The organism is Winogradskyella sp. ECml5-4 (assembly GCF_036903175.1).
GTDB lineage: Bacteria > Bacteroidota > Bacteroidia > Flavobacteriales > Flavobacteriaceae > Winogradskyella > Winogradskyella damuponensis.
Genome location: NZ_JAYJLF010000007.1, coordinates 189,201 through 207,085 on the forward strand (window position 1 = coordinate 189,201; position 17,885 = coordinate 207,085).

Below are 17,885 nucleotides of genomic sequence, written 5' to 3' on the forward strand. Positions count from 1 at the left end.
TAAGAAAATTATGTATATATTTGTACTACGATGAGCAATTCAAAATTATATAAAGGGAGTTTAACCACTATCATTTTAAAGTTATTAAATGAGCACGATAAAATGTATGGTTACGAAATTACCCAAAAGGTAAAGGAATTAACTAAAGGAGAGTTGAAAATCACAGAAGGTGCATTATATCCTGCGTTACACAAATTAGAAGCTGAAGGTTTGTTAGATGTTGAAGTAGCAAAAGTAGACAACCGATTGCGTAAATATTATAAACTCACCGAAACCGGAACTAAAGAAACCGTTAATAAATTGGAAGAATTAGCTGAGTATATTAAAACAATGCAAACCTTAGTGAATCCAAAGCTAGCTTAGACCTAGCAGGTTTTAAAAACCTAGCAGGTCTTCATTTAAAATGACAATGAAACTAACCAAAGAACAAATACAATTTATAGACACGTATCTAGAGAATTCTGATGTGGTTTTTGCAGACATAAGAATGGAAATGGTAGATCATGTCGCCTCAGATATTGAAGATAGAATGCGGGCGAGTACGACTAGCGATTTCTATAATGTGTTTAAAGGTTACATGGTTCAGAACAAGGCTCAACTTTTAAAAGAGAATAAACAGTTTTTAAAATCTGCCGATAGAAAAATTTGGAAGGCATTTTTAAAAGAAGTTTTAAATCCATTAACACTGCTGATTTTTTTAGCGTCTTTTGGCGGGTTTTACTTTTTGTATTCAAATTTCAATATAGAAACGTTTAGGTTAATTATTTCTTATGTTCCATTAATTGGATTATCGGGGTTTCTGTTAACTTATGTTGTTTATCACAAAGTGAAAAATCTAAAACGATTTTCGGTCGTAGAACGTTTAGCGATGCCTTTTTTGGTGTTTTATCAAATACCCAATATTATTTTTAATTTTAGCTACCAAGCTAAAGATTTAATGACTGTACTTTGGATTCTCGGAATTGTAAGTATAGTTTTAACTTTAATGTTGGTCTTGGTTCGTGTTAGCATAAAATTATTTAAGAGTTACGAAAAGCAATATAAAACCCTAGCATAACCTAAATAGAAGGAGACCTAGCGGGTTTTTAAAACTTAGCAGGTCTAAAAGTGAATTAACAATGAAACTAACCAAAGAAGAAATACAATTCGTAGACAATTATCTCATTAAAAACGAGGTAAAATACTGGGATGTGCGTTTAGAATTGTTAGATCATATTGTTTCTGCGGTTGAAGATAAAATGACTAACGATGGTATTTCTTTTAATGAAGCTTTACTTGACGTTCATAGAGGTTTTGGAAACCAGTGTATAGAATTTGGAGTTCCTAAGGGTAAAATATTTGAAAGTGGCTTATACCAAAGTAATATTGGGTTTAAGAAGTTTACAAAAAACAAGCAAAAGGAAATCAGTAGAAAAAATAGAAAACGGTATTGGGTGCTTTTAAAACAAACGCTGTTGTCTTATAGCTTTATGTTAGAGTATCTTCTATTTGTTATGATGATATTTGTCTCTTATCAATACAAACCAAAAACAGCATTATTGGTGGCATTAATTACGCTGGCAATTCCAGAATTACTGAAATTTAAATATGTGTTTAGAAAAGGGGTTAGGCACTCATTAAACGCTAATATGGTGGGTTTGCTTAATTCTTCTTTTTTGTGCTTTCAAGGTGCTATTCTAAATTTTTATAAAGATGAGTTTACTTATAATGGCATCGTAGATTATAGATATATTATAGGCTTTTATGTCCTTATTTATCCTTTAACTAGAGTCAGTTTTATGCTTTATAAAGAAGTATTAAATACCACCAAAGAACGTTATCAGCTTTTAACATCATGAAACTTACCGAACCTCAAATACAAGACCTCTACGCGTTTACAAGACAACATTTTGTAGAGCATTACGACTTGCAAACCGAACTCGTAGATCATTTAGCCAACGATATAGAGCAACAATGGCAACAGCAACCTAAACTCAGTTTTGAAGATGCTAAAAATAAAGCCTTCAAAAAATTTGGAATTTTTGGTTTTATGGATGCCATTGAGCAAAAACAAAAGGCGATGAATAAGCGTTACAGAGGTTATTTGTGGAATGAAATTAAAAAATGGTTTGAGATGCCACAAATCGTTGCAACGATAGCATTGTATGCGTTTTTTTATATAACGTTTTCTTCAAAGTTTACCGCCATCTTTTCCCTCATTTTTTATATTATAATTTCAGGGTGGTGTATTTATAAAAGCACACAATTAAACAGGCAATTTAGAAAACGAAAAGAAATCTCTAATAAAAAATGGATGTTAGAAGAGCTAATTTTTAAGCAAGCTGGCGGTGCATCTTTAATCTTTATGTCGCAACTCTATAATGTGTTTACAATTCCCGATAAGTTTGAAATAAACACGTTGTTTTTGCTGCTCTTTTCTTTAGCTTTTACCGTCTTAACATTAATAAATTATATCAGTTTAGAAGTGATTCCGAACAAAGCCGAAAAATTACTAAATGAAACCTACCCAGAATTTAGTTTGTAACAAATTTCTGTTTTTTCATACTTACTACATAAACCAACCCATCATTACACTATGATAAAACACTTTCTCAATCTCGAATGGAAACAATATTTTCGTTCGTCGTATTGGCAGAAAAATATAGCTATCAATATCTTAATGGTATTTTTTGCACTTTATTTTGTTGCCATGTTTTTAGGCTTAGGATTCGGCCTTCTTTTTATCCTTAAAGAAATGTATCCTGAGCAGGACCCATTTGTAGTAGCCAATGGATTTTTGTTTTACTGGATTATTGGCGATTTATTAATGCGTTTCTTTTTGCAAAAATTACCAGTAATGAGTGTAAAACCATTATTAACGTTGCCTATTAAGCGGTCAACTGTAGTTAATTATGTGTTAGGAAAATCAGCATTGTCATTTTTTAATTTTTTACCATTATTTGCTATCATACCCTTTAGTATAATGCTAATAGGAGATGGTTATGCTGTTTCTGAAATTATAACCTGGCTGTTTGCGTTAATTATAACAGTGCTCATTATTAATTTCTTGAATTTTATAATCGAAGCGTTTTCGGCAGAATCAGAATTGTCATTTCTACCTATAATCGTTGTAGTAAGTGTTTTATTTGGTTTAAATTATTTTGAAATTGTACCAATGACTTCGTTAATAGGAAGTGGATTCTTGGCCATTGCACATCATCCAATGCTTATTTTAATTCCAATCGCAATTTTAGCATTGTGCTATGGTTTCAATTTTAAAACCTTAAGAAAGAAACTGTATTTAGACAGCTCATTAAAAGCTAAGGTCACCGAAGTTAATGCTTCCGACTTATCATGGACAGAGCGTTTTGGAGACATTGCACCATTCATGAAACTCGATTTAAAACTGATTTGGAGAAATAAACGAACCAAATCAATGGCCATGCTATTATTGGTTGGTGTGCTTTACGGTTTGTTTTTCTATCCACAACCTATGTATAGAGAAATGACCTTTATGTCTGCTTTTATTGGGATTTTCTCAACCGGATTTTTCCTTATCAACTTCGGACAATTTATTCCGGCTTGGGATAGTGGTTATTATAAACTTTTAATGAGCCAGAATATTAAATACGAGCAGTATCTACGTTCAAAGTTTATCCTTATGGTTATAAGTGTTGTGTTGCTTTTTGTTTTGGGAATTCCGTACGTGTATTTTGGTTATAAAATCTTAATAGCGCATTTTGCAGCTGCCATTTATAACATTGGTGTCAATACTCATGTGATACTTTGGGGAGGCTCTTTTAACCGAAAAAAAATAGATTTAGATAAAAAAGCTGCCTTTAATTATCAAGGTACAGGTGCTGTACAGTGGCTCATAGGTATTCCATTAATGTTGGTGCCAATGGCTCTGTTTGGACTTGTAAATTGGCTGGCTGGATTTAGTGCCGCAATAGCCTTATTAATTGTTCTTGGGGTTTTAGGAATAGTTTTTCATAAAAAATTAATGAAAGGTATTACTAAAAAATATCTCGATTCAAAATACAAAATGATTGACGCTTTTAGTCAAGATAATTAATTAACACTTAAGATTATACATCATGATATATACTAAAGACCTTTCAAAAACATATAACGGAACAACTGTTCTTAATATTGAAGAATTAACCATTCCTAAAGGCCAAAGTTTTGGTTTAGTAGGAAATAATGGAGCTGGAAAAACAACGTATTTCAGTTTGTTACTTGATTTAATAAAGCCAACCACTGGAAACATTACCAGCAACAATGTTGTTGTAGATGAAAGTGAAGATTGGAAACCATTTACGTCATCGTTTATAGATGAAAGTTTTTTAATAGGCTATTTAACACCAGAAGAGTATTTTTATTTTATAGGAGAATTGCGAGGGCAAAACAAAGCAGATGTTGATGCTTTAACAGCTAAGTTTGAAGACTTCTTTAACGGAGAAATCATAGGAAAGAAAAAATACCTCAGAGATTTAAGTAAAGGAAATCAAAAGAAAGCCGGTATTGTAGCAGCACTTATTGGTCAGCCTGAAGTTATTATTTTAGATGAACCTTTTGCTAATTTAGATCCTACAACCCAAATTCGTTTAAAGCAAATCATTAAAGATTTAGCCGAAAAACAAGGTGTTACTGTTCTAGTCTCTAGTCACGATTTAACACATGTTACAGACGTTTGTGAGCGTATTGTTGTGTTAGAAAAAGGAAACGTTATTAAGGATCTAGAAACCAATCCTGCGACATTGAAGGAATTGGAAGCGCATTTTGCAGGTGGAGCAGTTGTTTCGCAAGAAGAAGAATAGCAATTCGTTTTAATATAATTTAGGGCTCGTGATTATTAAATTAATGACGGGCTTTTTTTGTGCTTTTACATAGTGTACTACCTCGAAAAACCATGAAATAACATCAAAAATTCAAAAAGATGCTTATTTTTACCACAGAACACACTAAACAGGGTGTTTTTAAGTTATCTATTAACCAAATAGAACCAACGTTTGAAAACCTATTATAAAATCATACTATTACTTTTTTGTGCAATGATGCTAGCGCAAAGCTGTTCGACCAAAAAAGATAAATTCATTAACAGGCAATTTCATGCCTTGGGCACTAAGTACAATGTGCTTTATAATGGTAATATTGCTTTGGAGCGTGGCAAAGACGGAGTAAATAATGAATTTACAGAGAATTTCTGGGAGCTTTTACCTGTAGAGCGTATGAAGGTTGATGAAGATGATATTTTTTTACCAGGGCAAACCAAAAATGCAGACTTTGAGCGTGCTGAAGAAAAAGCCATTAAAGCCATACAGGTACATGGTATGAATTTTCATGGTAAAGAAAAAAATCCTCAGATAGATGAAGCTTATTTGCTTTTAGGGCAAGCGCGATATTTTGATAAACGTTTTGTTCCAGCTATGGCAGCTTTCAACAATATTTTAAATAAATATCCAACAAGCGATAAAATTAACCAAGTTAAAATCTGGCGCGAAAAAACAAGCATGCGTTTAGATAACAACGAAGGTGCTATTGAGAAACTTAAGCGGTTACTTAATGAAGAAGAAATAGAGGGACAAGATTTGGCAGATGCGTCAGCAGCATTGGCTCAGGCTTATCTCAATACAAAATCTAAGGATAGTGCAATTGCGCAACTTACTATTGCTGCAGAAAATACAGAGATAAAAAGAGAAAAAGCACGATACCATTATATTAAAGGACAACTCTATAATGAGTTTGGAAAAAAGGATAGCGCAAACATGGAATTTGATGCTATAATTGATATGCATCGTAAAATTCCAAGATCTTTCTACATTAATGCACACATTGAAAAATCAAATAATTTTGATATTGCCAATGGAAACGATATTGAATTTCAAGAATACCTTACAGAGCTTGAAGAAAATAGAGAAAATAGACCGTTTTTAGATAAAATCTATTATCGCATTGCAGAATATCATCGTGCTAAGGCTTCAGATAGTCTTTCAGAAGTATATTATAATAAGTCATTAAGAAAAATAAGATCAGATCAATATCTAAGGTCCTTAAACTATGAAACTTTAGGTAATATGTATTTTGACAAAAACAGTTATAAAACTGCAGGAGCATATTACGATTCTACACTTACAGCTATGGTTAAAAACACCAAGCCGTACAGAATTATAAAAAAGAAGCGCGAAAACCTTGATGATGTAATTTACTATGAAGGTATTGCGCAAACTAACGATAGTATTCTTAGAATAATTGGGCTTTCAAAAGCTGAGCAGTTAGCTATTTATACAAAATTTGCTGAAGACCAACGCTTAAAAGCTTTAGAAGAAAAAGAACTACAAGAAAAAGCCGTACAGCAGCAGAAAAATCAAACGGTAGCAGCTAATAATTTCGATAAAAGAAACCCAAAAAGCCTAGGTAATCCACCAGGTTTGTCTCGAGATCTTAAAACGCTAAGTGGAAACAAGAATAATAGTAGTTTTTATTTTTACAATGCAACAACGGTTGCTTACGGTAAAAACGAATTTCTAAAACTATGGGGAAATCGTAAACTTCAGGATAATTGGAGGCATTCAAGTCAGAGTGCTAATATTGCAAATACAATACAAGGGGATAGTTTGACAGATGCCACTATTGAAGATAAGCTATTTAACCCTGAGACCTATTTAGCATCATTGCCAACAGAACAAGTAGAAATAGATAGCATTGCTAAAGAACGCAATTTTGCGTATTACCAATTGGGAATTATATATAAAGAGAAATTTAAAGAGCTTGAATTGGCAAAATCAAGATTTGAAGATCTTTTAGAAAACAATCCAGAAGACCGATTAATATTGCCTTCAAAATATAATTTATATCGTATTTATTTAGAATTAGGTTTAAATCTAAAGGCCGAAACGATGAAATTGGCAATTATTAATGAATATCCAGATTCTCGTTATGCCGAAATTCTATTAAACCCACAATCAGAATTGTCTAAGGACGAAAACAGTCCAGAGTATATTTATACCAATCTCTATAAGCAATTTGCTAACGAAGAATATGCGGCTGTAATTGCAGAAGCCGAAACCCAAATTAAACGACTAGAGGGTGATGATTTTGTTCCTAAGTTTGAAATTTTAAAAGCATCAGCTAAAGGGAGACTTTATGGTTTTGAAGCTTATAAAGCGGGTATTAATTATATAGCTTTAACTTATGTTAATACAGAAGAAGGTAAAAAAGCCCAAGACATTATTACAAATGCGTTTCCAGTTTTAGCAAAAAAGGAATTTATATCAGATGATAATGCTGAAAAATTTAATGTTATTTTTCAATTCGAAAATAATGCAGGAGAAGATATAGATGCATTTATAAAGATTTTAGATGAGGAAGTGGCTAAAATAGACTACTTTGACCTTAAGACGTCAAAGGATGTTTACGATGAAAACACTACCTTTGTTGTTGTTCATGGATTAAAAAGTATAGGAGGAGCAAAAGGATTTGCCGAATTGCTTAAATCTGAAGAAAAAGATAAAAGAGGTCGCGTGGTGAAACCAAAAATAACACGACCTTATTTTGCTATTTCTTCCCCAAACTATGCAATTATTCAAAGACATAAAAATTTAAATGCTTATTTAGAGTTACAGTAATTTAAAACCAAATCAACATGTTTTCTTCAGATAGAAAAAAACCAAAACACAAATCAATCATGGAAACAAGTACTCAGCAAAACATAATAGCGCAAGGCACTAAAATTGTAGGTGACATTGCAAGTCAAGGACCATTTAGAATTGACGGAACCGTTGAGGGTAATGTAAAAACATCGGGAAAAGTCGTTGTTGGTAAATCAGGCTTTATTAAAGGCACCTTACAAGGTGAAAATGCCGATTTTGAAGGTAAATTTTCAGGAAAACTTATTTTGTCAGGTACGCTGTCATTAAAATCTACGGCACATATAGAAGGCGAAGTTCATATTACCAAATTAGCGGTTGAGCCAGGAGCAACATTTAATGCTACATGTAGTATGAAAGGTACTGTTAAATCAATTTCTAATGAGCCAAGCCGACCGCAGCAAGCCGCAGCAGCCCAAAGCAAATAAAAAAGGACCCAATAAATTTATACGGTTTACATCTGTCGCATTTCAAATGGGAGGCACTATTTTTCTTGGAAATTATTTAGGACAATGGTTAGATGTAACATACGATAAAGATTATTTAGAGACTACAATAACACTTATCTCTATCTTTATTTCAATGTATTTGGTGATTTCTCAAGTTATAAAAGTGTCTAAAGAAGATGATTAAATCACTTATAATATATGTAATATCCTTTGCGGTATTATTTCTAATGGTTCATTTTTCGCAAGAATTTATTCTTAACCAATTACATAGTACTGTTAGATTTAGTCTTTGGGATACTAACTTGTTTTTTGCGGTAGCTTCTTTGCTAATCTGTGTTCATTTTCAATTTTTCTCTCTTATTAAAGGCCTAGAGACCCAACTAGGATTTATCTATTTGCCTACGCTTTTTATAAAAGGCATACTGTTTTATGTCGCGTTTAAGGATACCATTTTCAATATTGAAATTTTAAATACAACCGAACAATTAAACATTCTAATTCCAATACTCTTATTTCTAGGATTGGAGGTGTTTTTTATCGTTAAAATAATATCAAAAATGGGGTTTAAATATTAGATACAAAAAAGACATTGTTATTTTAATAAATTGCGTACTTTTGCACGGAATTTGAGAAGAGGTTTTTTTTATTTTATTAGAATGAAGATAGTTAAACAAAGTTTTAAGTTTTTAGTATTAGCAGTTTTGATGTTTTTACCAACATCTATTTTAGCGATTAATGCTGGAGGAGATGGTGGTCAAATTTCTGGTAAACAAGAGGTAGAAGAGTATATAGTTCACCACCTTAAAGACTCTCACGATTTTAATCTGTTTTCGTATACCGATGATGCAGGAGAACGTCAGCATTTTGGTGTAGCGTTACCTGTAATACTTTGGTCTTCTGAAGGATTGGTAACTTTTATGTCTTCAGAATTTCACCATGATGATAACGGACAAGTTATTGTAGAAAAAGATGGTCTTAAGTTTACAAAGATTCACTCTAAAATTTACGAATTAGAAAAAGGAGCTACTGCTGTTGCGTTTGATGCAGATCATCATGCGACTAATGCTTCAAAGGTTTTAGATTTTTCAATTACTAAAAGTGTAGTTGGAATCTTATTAATAGGACTTTTAATGTTATTCTGGTTCTCTAGATTAGCAAAACAATACAAGAAAAAACAAATCCCTACAGGTTTCGGTCGAATTTTAGAGCCGTTAGTGCTTTACGTAAGAGACGAAATTGCAAGACCAAATATTGGAGAAAAGCACTACCGTAAATTTACAGGGTACCTTTTAACGGTATTCTTCTTTATATGGATTTTAAACTTAGCAGGTTTAACGCCATTAGGTTTTAACGTTACAGGTCAATTAGCTGTTACAGCATGTTTAGCAATATTTACTTTAATTATTTATACTATAAGTGGTAATAAAGATTACTGGATGCACATATTATGGATGCCAGGTGTACCAATCTTTGTAAAACCAATATTAGCTGTAATTGAATTGGTAGGTGCATTTATTATTAAGCCTTTCTCATTACTAGTACGTTTATTCGCAAACATTTCTGCAGGACATATTGTATTAATGAGTTTAATTGCAATTATGTTTACACTTAAAGAGTCTTTAGGTGTAGTTGGAGCAACAAGCTTATCGTTTGTATTGTCATTTTTCCTTTTATTAATCGAATTACTAGTAGCGTTTTTACAAGCGTATATTTTTACAATGCTTTCAGCTTTATTTATTGGTATGGCTGTAGCAGAACACGATCATGAACATGATCACGAAGTTTCTTCTGACGTAGAGGACGTGAGAGGAGATTTCATTTAAGAAGAATTTTTTTAATTTAATTTTATATATCAATTTTTATGGAACCAGTAACTTACAATTTAATTGGAGCAGGATTAATCGTAATCGGAGCAGGTATTGGACTTGGTCAAATCGGTGGAAAAGCAATGGAAGGTATTGCTCGTCAACCAGAAGCAGCAGGTAAGATCCAAACAGCAATGATTATTGTTGCCGCACTTTTAGAAGGTTTAGCATTTGGTGCTTTATTCTTAGGAAAATAAGAACCAAATCAAATGTACAAGAACACAAAGCCTGCAACGGTTGGTTGCAGGATGTGTTTTTAAATTAAAAAAAGACAAAACATTTAATTATTTAATAGTATGGAAACATTATTAAACGATTTTTCACCAGGATTATTTGTAGTATCAACAATATTAATGTTGGCATTAATAGCCCTTATGGTGAAGTTTGCGTGGAAACCAATTCTTAGTTCTTTAAACGAGAGAGAAGAAGGAATTCAAAGCGCTTTAGATGCTGCTGAAAAGGCAAAGCGTGAGATGGCAAACCTTCAGGCAGATAACGAAAGGTTATTGCAAGAAGCACGTTTAGAAAGAGAAACGATGCTTAAAGAAGCACGTGAGCTTAAAACTAAAATGATTGCTGACGCAGAAGAAGAGGCGAAAACGCAAGCCAATAAAATGATAACACAAGCGCAAGAAGCAATTGTAAGTGAAAAGAAAGCAGCTATGGCAGAATTAAAAAGTCATGTTGCTGGATTATCATTAGATATCGCAGAAAAAGTAGTGCGTAATGAATTATCTAACAAAGACAAACAACTAGAATTAGTAGAGTCTATGTTAGGTGAAGCAACTTTAAACTAGTAAGAGATGTCAGGATCAAGAGCGGCAATACGATATGCTAAAGCGGTTTTAAGCTTAGCTACAGATCAAAAATCTACTGAGGTAGTAAATAGTGATATGAAATCAATTACTAATGCTATCGCTGGGAATGAAGATTTAAATCAGATGCTTCAAAGTCCTGTTGTAAGGTCTTCAGATAAAAAAGCGGTTTTATTAGCTATCTTTAAAGATGCTAATGTAGCAACCACTAATTTAATTGATGTCTTAATTGCTAATAAGAGATTACCTTTATTAAATGATGTAGCTTCAAGTTATGTTCATTTATATGATCAATTAAAAGGTCGCCAAATAGCATCTGTTACAACAGCAATTCCTTTAACAGAAGAGTTAAAAACGAAAGTATTAACTAAGGTTAAGGAACTTACAGGAAAAGAAGCAGAAGTAAAAAGTATTATAGATGAAAGCATCATAGGTGGTTTCATATTACGAGTAGGTGATATTCAGTACAATGCTAGTATTGCTAATAAGCTCGATAAATTAAAAAGAGAATTTACATTAAATTAATATAGTTTTAGGTTAGTTCTAAAAAAACTAAAAGCTAAAAGCTAAAGACTAAAAGAGATGGCAGAAGTAAAACCAGCTGAAATATCAGCAATCTTAAAACAACAACTTTCAGGTTTTGAAGCAGGTGCTTCATTAGACGAAGTAGGAACGGTATTAACTGTAGGTGATGGTATTGTACGTGCTTACGGATTAGCTAATACACAATATGGTGAATTAGTTGAATTTGAAGGTGGTGCAGAAGGTATCGTACTTAACCTTGAAGAAGATAATGTAGGTATAGTACTTTTAGGAACTTCAATAGGAATTAAAGAAGGTTCTACAGTAAAACGTACAGGACGTATCGCATCTGTAAAAGTAGGTGAAGGTATTGTTGGACGTGTTGTAGATACTTTAGGTAACCCAATTGATGGTAAAGGACCAATTGTTGGTGATACTTATGAAATGCCTCTAGAGCGTAAAGCACCAGGTGTTATTTACAGAGAGCCAGTAACTGAGCCATTACAAACAGGTATTAAGGCTATTGATGCTATGATCCCTGTAGGTAGAGGTCAACGTGAGTTGGTTATTGGTGACCGTCAAACTGGTAAAACTGCCGTTTGTATTGATGCTATCTTAAATCAAAAAGAATTTTACGATGCAGGTGAGCCTGTATATTGTATATATGTTGCTGTAGGTCAAAAGGCTTCAACAGTAGCTTTAATTGCTAAAACTTTAGAAGAAAAAGGAGCTTTAGCATACACCACTATAGTAGCTGCAAATGCATCAGATCCTGCTGCAATGCAAGTTTGGGCACCTATGACAGGAGCATCTATTGGTGAATATTTTAGAGATACTGGTCGTCCAGCTTTAATTGTATTTGATGATTTATCAAAACAAGCTGTTGCTTACCGTGAAGTATCTTTATTATTAAGACGTCCTCCAGGACGTGAGGCATATCCTGGTGATGTATTTTATTTACACTCAAGATTATTAGAGCGTTCTGCTAAGATTATCAATAACGATGAGATTGCTAAAGAAATGAATGACCTTCCAGATGTTTTAAAACCAATGGTAAAAGGTGGTGGTTCATTAACAGCATTACCAATTATTGAAACGCAAGCAGGTGACGTTTCTGCTTATATCCCAACCAACGTAATTTCTATTACAGATGGTCAGATTTTCTTAGATGGTGATTTATTTAACTCTGGTGTTCGTCCAGCAATTAACGTAGGTATTTCTGTATCTCGTGTGGGTGGTAATGCACAGATAAAGTCTATGAAAAAAGTATCTGGTACATTAAAATTAGATCAAGCTCAGTACCGTGAATTAGAAGCGTTTGCTAAGTTTGGTTCAGATTTAGATGCTGTGACTTTAAATGTAATTAATAAAGGAAAGCGTAACGTTGAGATTTTAAAACAAGCGCAAAATGATCCTTTTAAAGTAGAAGATCAGGTAGCAATTATTTATGCAGGTTCTAAGAACTTATTAAAAGATGTTCCTGTAGAGAAAGTAAAAGAGTTTGAAAGAGATTATATCGAATTCTTAAATGCAAAGCATAGAGATACTTTAGATTTACTAAAAGCAGGTAAATTAACTGATGAGGTTATTGATACGCTAACAAGTGTAGCAAAAGACCTTTCAGGAAAGTACAGATCATAAAGTTATAAGTTTAGAGTTATGAGTCAACCAACTCATAACTCTAAATTTTAAGTATTAAACTAATGTCACTCTGAGCTTAGGCAAAGAGTCTTTATCATATAAAGAATGGCGAATTTAAAGGAAATTAGAAACAGAATATCATCGGTGTCATCAACGATGCAGATTACCAGTGCCATGAAAATGGTATCTGCTGCTAAGTTAAAGAAAGCCCAAGATGCTATTACAGCGATGCGTCCTTATTCTAATAAGTTAACGGAATTGCTTCAGAGTTTAAGTGCAACTTTAGATGCAGATTCTGGAAGTAAGTATGCAGAACAACGTGAGATAAAAAACGTACTTATTGTAGCTGTTACATCTAACAGAGGGCTATGTGGTGCTTTTAATTCTAATATTATTAAGCAAACTAATATTTTGATTAATGATGTTTATGCAACTAAAAATGTTTCAGTATTAGCTATTGGTAAAAAAGCTAATGATGCATTTGCAAAACAAAATAGAGTTATTGGAAATAAAAGTGAAATTTTTGACGATTTAACCTTTGATAATGTTTCTGTTATAGCAGAAATGCTGATGGATAAATTTGTATCAGGTGAGTTTGATAAAATTGAAGTTGTTTACAACCACTTTAAGAACGCTGCAACACAAATTATAATGACAGAGCAGTTCTTACCTATAGTGCCTGTAGAAAGTGACGATAACATTAATTTAGACTACGTATTTGAGCCATCTAAATTAGAAATTGTTGAAGAGTTAATTCCTAAGTCTTTAAAAACGCAATTATACAAAGGTATTAGAGATTCTTTTGCCTCAGAACATGGTGCACGTATGACAGCAATGCATAAGGCAACAGATAATGCTACAGAATTAAGAGATCAGCTTAAATTAACATATAACAAAGCACGTCAGGCAGCAATTACTAACGAAATCTTAGAGATTGTTGGTGGAGCAGAAGCTTTGAATAATTAATATATGTGTTATTAAATAGTAATTAGTAGCTATAAATTATATAAACCTAACTTTAACGAGTTAGGTTTTTTTATGGAAATATATTTCCAAAATCTTATATTTATAATATGAAAATATTCGGAAACATATTGGTTTTTAGTTTATTACTTGTTTGCGTTGTTACTTTAGTGCAATGTTCAAGTATACCAAAACTCGAAAAAAACATGCCCTTAACTTTTGAAACAGTTTATTATCAAAAATGGAATGCTGGAACACAAGAAGGTGGCTCTGGAATTAACGTTTATTTACAGTCAAAAAAATCATCCGTACAGTTAGATAGCCTTTATTTTCGTGGTCATAAAGCTAAATTACAGCCCGATGCGAATAACAGTTTGTTATATGTTGGACGATTCAAATCTAATGATAACACATCTAATTTGCCATTTAAATTAGAGGACGACGAGTGTGTTGTTAGTTATGTAAAAGCTAATAAAGTGCGTTATTTTAAAATTTCAAATCTAAATGAGCGTAAGTCCTTAAATTATCCTAGTGCATCTCCAAAGCCTTTCCCTTAAGAGCATATAGTGTTAAAATTATCTTTTGTTTCTGACTAAAAATTACCGTTTATCGAATAAATAGTACACTTTATGGGTAAAATTGGTTTTTTATCGTATATTGCGATTCCAAATCTTAACCTACAATAAAATGAAACTATTAAAGAAGGTAACTTATACCATTGTTTTAGCTGTTCTTTTTTCTTTGACTTTTCAATGTGCAGGATCAAAAGTAAATACTGCATTAGAGGCCACTACATCTTTTAAAGTTAAAACAATATCTTATCAAGAATGGCATGCTGGTGGTGATGAAGGAGGTACAGGAATTAATCTTTATGTACCAATCGTAAATAAAGATGATAACATATTAATAGATAGCATCTATTTTAGAAGTTCTAAGGGCCAGCTGGTTCGAAACTATAGTAGATATACTTCAGTTATAAAAAATAATTCACCAGAATACACTTTTGAAAATTCAGATAAATCTAATGACTATCCATTTTCTTTAGCTAATAATGAATGTGCTATTAGGTATGTAGAAAAAGGTGAAGTGAAATACCTAAAAGTAAATGATGTTGTTAAAAGAGAAAAAATTTATTATGAAGAAGGTCCTCCTTTAACTTATCAAAGGAGACGAGAAGCAATGATCATATCTGAAGAAAGTCCAAGTATAAAACCTATACCAACGTTTCAAATACCTTCTACGTTTAAAGTTAAAACAATAGCTTTTCAAGAATGGTATGCAGGTATAAAAGTTGGTGGTACTGGTATGAATGTTTTTGTACCAATCGTAAATAAAGATGATCATATCAAAATAGATAGTGTTTATTTTAGAAACCTTAAAGGTAAATTGGTAGAGAATTATGGCCGATATGAAGCGGTTTTAAAAAACAAATCGCCTTATTACACCTTTAAAAAGGCTGAAAAAGATGATGATTTTCCATTTACATTAGCTGATAATGAATGTGCTATTAGTTATGTTGAAAATGGTGAAATTAAATATCTAAAAGTGACGGACATTAGTGAAAAAGCAGGTGTATATTATGAAAATGGACCACCTTCAATTTACGAAAATAGCGCAACAACTTTAGTCGCATCTAATGATGAAGAAACAGAATAGGGCTTTGTTTTAATTTTGGTGCAGTGTGTAGTTCATCGATAAAATAGGTTTTTTGTGGAGGTAATTGAATTTTTTATTTATATTGGCTCTTCCAAATCTTAACCTACACTACAATGAAACTACTAAAAAAGGCAACTTTAGCCATAGTTTTTGCTTTCATTTACGCCTTTTCTTTTCAGAGCGTAGCCCAAGAAGGTAAATTTAGACCCGTTTTTGAAGAGCAATTACCATTTAAAGTCAAACCAGCTGCTTTCCAAGAATGGTATGCGGGAATTAAAGTTGGAGGAACAGGAATAAATATATTCATTCCTATTACCGACTTGGATGAAAACATTGAAATAGATCGTGTTTATTTCAGAAATCTCACATCAGAATTAAGAAAGAAAGATGATAAGTACTTTGCTGTACTTGAGAACAAATCTCGTAATTACACATTTAAGAAGCCTGAAGCAGATAAGGATTACCCATTTAAACTAAAGGATAATGAATGTGTTGTTAGTTATATTGAAAATGGTATAACTAAGTATTTAAAAATAGGAACGGTGAATGAATTCGCTGGCGTTTATTATGAAAACGGTCATCCTTCAATTTACACAAATGAGTCGGCTACTGCTATTGCTACAGTAGATGACGATGATGAGTAAAATTTTTAATTGAAAAATTTAGAAGAACCTTGTTTATTAACAAGGTTTTTTGCTTTGAATTTATTTTGACTTGTACTGTTTTGTGAAATATGAATAAATGGTAGCCGTTTCTAACGAAATAGAAAAAGTTAAGAAGAGTTCTTTATAATTAATTGTTTTAACTAGTTAAGTATGGCAAGTATTAATTTAATACTTTTGAAGTTTACTGTAAACAATACTTTTGAGCGGATTTAAATCACTTTTTAAACAAACATTCATTTATGGTTTAGCGACTGTATTACCAAGAATGTTGAGTTTTATTTTGGTACCACTTTACACAGACCCATCTGTACTCTCTATTGAAGAATATGGTCGTGTATCCTTTATATTTGCTTACTTTGTGCTTTTTAATGTTGTTTTGGCTTACGGAATGGAAACCGCATTTTTTAGGTTTTTCAACAAAGAAGAAAATCAAGAAAAAGTAACAAGTACATCTGCAATCTCATTAATCATAAGTTCTTTTGCATTATTGGGCATTGCTTTTCTGTTTAGACATCAGATTTCAAATCTTATAAATATAGAGCTTAAGTATCTCAATTTAGTCTTTGTCATTTTGTTATTAGATGCTTTGGTCATTATACCATTTGCTTGGCTAAGAGCCACGGCAAAGCCTATGCGCTACGCGGTTATTAAAATATTTAATGTAGCCATTAACTTAGGACTCAATGTTTTCTTATTACTGTATTTAAAAGATTTGGCTCAAGGGAATTCGCTTTTTGAGAGCATTTATAAACCCGATTTTGAAATCAGTTATATTTTTATTTCTAACGTAATAGCAAGCGGACTAACATTACTGCTGTTAATTCCTTTTTACACTAAAATCAGGTTTACATTCGATACCGTTTTATGGAAAAAAATGATGCGTTATGCTATGCCAGTTCTTGTTGCAGGAATTGCGTATTCCGTTAATGAAACTTTTGACCGCATTTTATTAGAATATTTGTTGCCACCAGATGTTGCAGACGAAAAAATAGGGATGTATTCAGCCTGCTACAAACTCGCTTTATTTATGACTTTATTTGCAACAGCCTTTCGTTTAGGTATAGAACCTTACTTTTTTAGCCATTCTAAAGCAGATAATCCGCAAAAAAATTATGCTAAAATTTTAGAATATTTTGTGGCTTTTGGATCTGTGATTTTATTAAGTGTTGTGGTTTTTGCAGATGTTTTAAAGCCTTTTATTATACGAAGTGAAGCCTATTATGAAGCCATGTGGATTGTGCCATTTATTCTGTTAGCTAATTTTTGTTTAGGTATTTATCACAACCTTTCTGTTTGGTATAAAATAACAGATCGCACTAAGTTTGGAGCCTATATTTCAATATTTGGAGCTGTGGTTACTTTGGTCTTAAATTATGTTTTAATTCCTGTTATAGGTTTTAAAGGCTCAGCAATAGCAACTCTTTCAGCATATACTCTTATGATGCTATTGTCGTTTTATTTCGGAAAAAAATACTATCCAATTCCTTATAATTTGAAGAAAATAAGTTTATATCTTGTGGTATCAATCTTGTTTTCATTTGTGTTTTTCTATAACTATCGCGAGAATTATATTATTGGAATTGCAATGTTAATTGTATTTTTGGGACTGGTTATTCTACTTGAAAAGAAGGAATTAAAACAACTTTTAAAACAAAATTAATGTGTCATTCATAGCCGTAGC

Annotated in this window: 20 protein-coding genes; all 20 read left to right on the top strand. The window is 32.3% G+C overall.

Annotated features, from left to right (window positions below; translation table 11 throughout):
• The first annotated feature begins 30 nt into the window (after positions 1–30).
• The gene (locus VDP25_RS08395; protein WP_334468685.1) at positions 31–363 is read left to right on the top strand and encodes a PadR family transcriptional regulator; all 333 of its coding nucleotides are present in this window, start codon (positions 31–33) and stop codon (positions 361–363) included.
• A gap of 46 nt (positions 364–409) precedes the next feature.
• Positions 410–1,057, top strand: coding sequence for a hypothetical protein (locus VDP25_RS08400; protein WP_334468688.1), 648 nt, complete (start codon positions 410–412; stop codon positions 1,055–1,057).
• Between the two features lie 61 nt (positions 1,058–1,118).
• Positions 1,119–1,838 (top strand): hypothetical protein, encoded by a 720-nt coding sequence (locus VDP25_RS08405; protein ID WP_334468690.1) that lies wholly within the window; start codon positions 1,119–1,121, stop codon positions 1,836–1,838.
• Positions 1,835–2,524 carry a hypothetical protein gene (locus VDP25_RS08410; protein ID WP_334468692.1) on the top strand — a complete coding sequence of 230 codons (690 nt, stop codon included), beginning with the start codon at positions 1,835–1,837 and terminating at the stop codon, positions 2,522–2,524. The genes VDP25_RS08405 and VDP25_RS08410 overlap by 4 nt, the downstream gene beginning before the upstream one ends.
• Positions 2,525–2,575: 51 nt before the next feature.
• Positions 2,576–4,054: a DUF5687 family protein gene (locus VDP25_RS08415; protein WP_334468694.1), complete on the top strand. Its 1,479-nt coding sequence runs from the start codon at positions 2,576–2,578 to the stop codon at positions 4,052–4,054.
• Between the two features lie 22 nt (positions 4,055–4,076).
• A complete protein-coding gene (locus tag VDP25_RS08420) occupies positions 4,077–4,799 on the top strand; it encodes an ABC transporter ATP-binding protein (protein ID WP_334468696.1) in 723 nt (240 codons plus the stop codon).
• A 237-nt stretch (positions 4,800–5,036) separates the two neighbouring features.
• On the top strand, positions 5,037–7,607 hold the full coding sequence (gene porW, locus VDP25_RS08425) for a type IX secretion system periplasmic lipoprotein PorW/SprE (RefSeq protein ID WP_443089856.1): 2,571 nt from the start codon (positions 5,037–5,039) through the stop codon (positions 7,605–7,607).
• Positions 7,608–7,624: 17 nt separating this feature from the next.
• Entirely contained in the window at positions 7,625–8,056 is a 432-nt protein-coding gene (locus VDP25_RS08430) for a bactofilin family protein (protein WP_215926470.1), read from the top strand.
• On the top strand, positions 8,010–8,261 hold the full coding sequence (locus VDP25_RS08435) for an AtpZ/AtpI family protein (protein ID WP_334468701.1): 252 nt from the start codon (positions 8,010–8,012) through the stop codon (positions 8,259–8,261). Before VDP25_RS08430 ends, VDP25_RS08435 begins: the two co-directional genes overlap by 47 nt.
• Positions 8,262–8,304: 43 nt before the next feature.
• Positions 8,305–8,652 (top strand): DUF6168 family protein, encoded by a 348-nt coding sequence (locus VDP25_RS17790; protein WP_354667396.1) that lies wholly within the window; start codon positions 8,305–8,307, stop codon positions 8,650–8,652.
• Positions 8,653–8,733: 81 nt separating this feature from the next.
• Complete coding sequence (gene atpB / locus VDP25_RS08440) at positions 8,734–9,900, top strand: F0F1 ATP synthase subunit A (protein ID WP_334468703.1); 1,167 nt, start codon at positions 8,734–8,736, stop codon at positions 9,898–9,900.
• A gap of 38 nt (positions 9,901–9,938) precedes the next feature.
• A complete protein-coding gene (atpE, locus tag VDP25_RS08445) occupies positions 9,939–10,139 on the top strand; it encodes an ATP synthase F0 subunit C (RefSeq protein WP_020896353.1) in 201 nt (66 codons plus the stop codon).
• Between the two features lie 99 nt (positions 10,140–10,238).
• On the top strand, positions 10,239–10,739 hold the full coding sequence (locus VDP25_RS08450; protein ID WP_215926475.1) for a F0F1 ATP synthase subunit B: 501 nt from the start codon (positions 10,239–10,241) through the stop codon (positions 10,737–10,739).
• 6 nt (positions 10,740–10,745) lie between these two features.
• Entirely contained in the window at positions 10,746–11,282 is a 537-nt protein-coding gene (gene atpH / locus VDP25_RS08455; RefSeq protein ID WP_334468715.1) for an ATP synthase F1 subunit delta, read from the top strand.
• A 57-nt stretch (positions 11,283–11,339) separates the two neighbouring features.
• Positions 11,340–12,920, top strand: coding sequence for a F0F1 ATP synthase subunit alpha (gene atpA, locus VDP25_RS08460; protein ID WP_215926479.1), 1,581 nt, complete (start codon positions 11,340–11,342; stop codon positions 12,918–12,920).
• 105 nt (positions 12,921–13,025) lie between these two features.
• The gene (gene atpG / locus VDP25_RS08465; protein WP_215926480.1) at positions 13,026–13,886 is read left to right on the top strand and encodes an ATP synthase F1 subunit gamma; all 861 of its coding nucleotides are present in this window, start codon (positions 13,026–13,028) and stop codon (positions 13,884–13,886) included.
• A 203-nt stretch (positions 13,887–14,089) separates the two neighbouring features.
• On the top strand, positions 14,090–14,440 hold the full coding sequence (locus tag VDP25_RS08470) for a hypothetical protein (protein WP_334468718.1): 351 nt from the start codon (positions 14,090–14,092) through the stop codon (positions 14,438–14,440).
• A 130-nt stretch (positions 14,441–14,570) separates the two neighbouring features.
• Positions 14,571–15,539, top strand: coding sequence for a hypothetical protein (locus tag VDP25_RS08475; RefSeq protein WP_334468720.1), 969 nt, complete (start codon positions 14,571–14,573; stop codon positions 15,537–15,539).
• A gap of 113 nt (positions 15,540–15,652) precedes the next feature.
• On the top strand, positions 15,653–16,183 hold the full coding sequence (locus VDP25_RS08480; RefSeq protein WP_334468722.1) for a hypothetical protein: 531 nt from the start codon (positions 15,653–15,655) through the stop codon (positions 16,181–16,183).
• A gap of 220 nt (positions 16,184–16,403) precedes the next feature.
• Positions 16,404–17,864 (top strand): oligosaccharide flippase family protein, encoded by a 1,461-nt coding sequence (locus tag VDP25_RS08485; RefSeq protein WP_334468724.1) that lies wholly within the window; start codon positions 16,404–16,406, stop codon positions 17,862–17,864.
• Positions 17,865–17,885 lie beyond the last annotated feature (21 nt).

What these genes read in the sequence shown, in the direction of transcription:
- VDP25_RS08395 (WP_334468685.1), top strand. Translation starts at nt 31, where the DNA reads ATGAGCAATTCAAAATTATATAAAGGGAGTTTAACCACTATCATTTTA.
- VDP25_RS08400 (WP_334468688.1), top strand. Translation starts at nt 410, where the DNA reads ATGAAACTAACCAAAGAACAAATACAATTTATAGACACGTATCTAGAG.
- VDP25_RS08405 (WP_334468690.1), top strand. Translation starts at nt 1,119, where the DNA reads ATGAAACTAACCAAAGAAGAAATACAATTCGTAGACAATTATCTCATT.
- VDP25_RS08410 (WP_334468692.1), top strand. Translation starts at nt 1,835, where the DNA reads ATGAAACTTACCGAACCTCAAATACAAGACCTCTACGCGTTTACAAGA.
- VDP25_RS08415 (WP_334468694.1), top strand. Translation starts at nt 2,576, where the DNA reads ATGATAAAACACTTTCTCAATCTCGAATGGAAACAATATTTTCGTTCG.
- VDP25_RS08420 (WP_334468696.1), top strand. Translation starts at nt 4,077, where the DNA reads ATGATATATACTAAAGACCTTTCAAAAACATATAACGGAACAACTGTT.
- porW (WP_443089856.1), top strand. Translation starts at nt 5,037, where the DNA reads ATGCTAGCGCAAAGCTGTTCGACCAAAAAAGATAAATTCATTAACAGG.
- VDP25_RS08430 (WP_215926470.1), top strand. Translation starts at nt 7,625, where the DNA reads ATGTTTTCTTCAGATAGAAAAAAACCAAAACACAAATCAATCATGGAA.
- VDP25_RS08435 (WP_334468701.1), top strand. Translation starts at nt 8,010, where the DNA reads ATGAGCCAAGCCGACCGCAGCAAGCCGCAGCAGCCCAAAGCAAATAAA.
- VDP25_RS17790 (WP_354667396.1), top strand. Translation starts at nt 8,305, where the DNA reads ATGGTTCATTTTTCGCAAGAATTTATTCTTAACCAATTACATAGTACT.
- atpB (WP_334468703.1), top strand. Translation starts at nt 8,734, where the DNA reads ATGAAGATAGTTAAACAAAGTTTTAAGTTTTTAGTATTAGCAGTTTTG.
- atpE (WP_020896353.1), top strand. Translation starts at nt 9,939, where the DNA reads ATGGAACCAGTAACTTACAATTTAATTGGAGCAGGATTAATCGTAATC.
- VDP25_RS08450 (WP_215926475.1), top strand. Translation starts at nt 10,239, where the DNA reads ATGGAAACATTATTAAACGATTTTTCACCAGGATTATTTGTAGTATCA.
- atpH (WP_334468715.1), top strand. Translation starts at nt 10,746, where the DNA reads ATGTCAGGATCAAGAGCGGCAATACGATATGCTAAAGCGGTTTTAAGC.
- atpA (WP_215926479.1), top strand. Translation starts at nt 11,340, where the DNA reads ATGGCAGAAGTAAAACCAGCTGAAATATCAGCAATCTTAAAACAACAA.
- atpG (WP_215926480.1), top strand. Translation starts at nt 13,026, where the DNA reads ATGGCGAATTTAAAGGAAATTAGAAACAGAATATCATCGGTGTCATCA.
- VDP25_RS08470 (WP_334468718.1), top strand. Translation starts at nt 14,090, where the DNA reads ATGCCCTTAACTTTTGAAACAGTTTATTATCAAAAATGGAATGCTGGA.
- VDP25_RS08475 (WP_334468720.1), top strand. Translation starts at nt 14,571, where the DNA reads ATGAAACTATTAAAGAAGGTAACTTATACCATTGTTTTAGCTGTTCTT.
- VDP25_RS08480 (WP_334468722.1), top strand. Translation starts at nt 15,653, where the DNA reads ATGAAACTACTAAAAAAGGCAACTTTAGCCATAGTTTTTGCTTTCATT.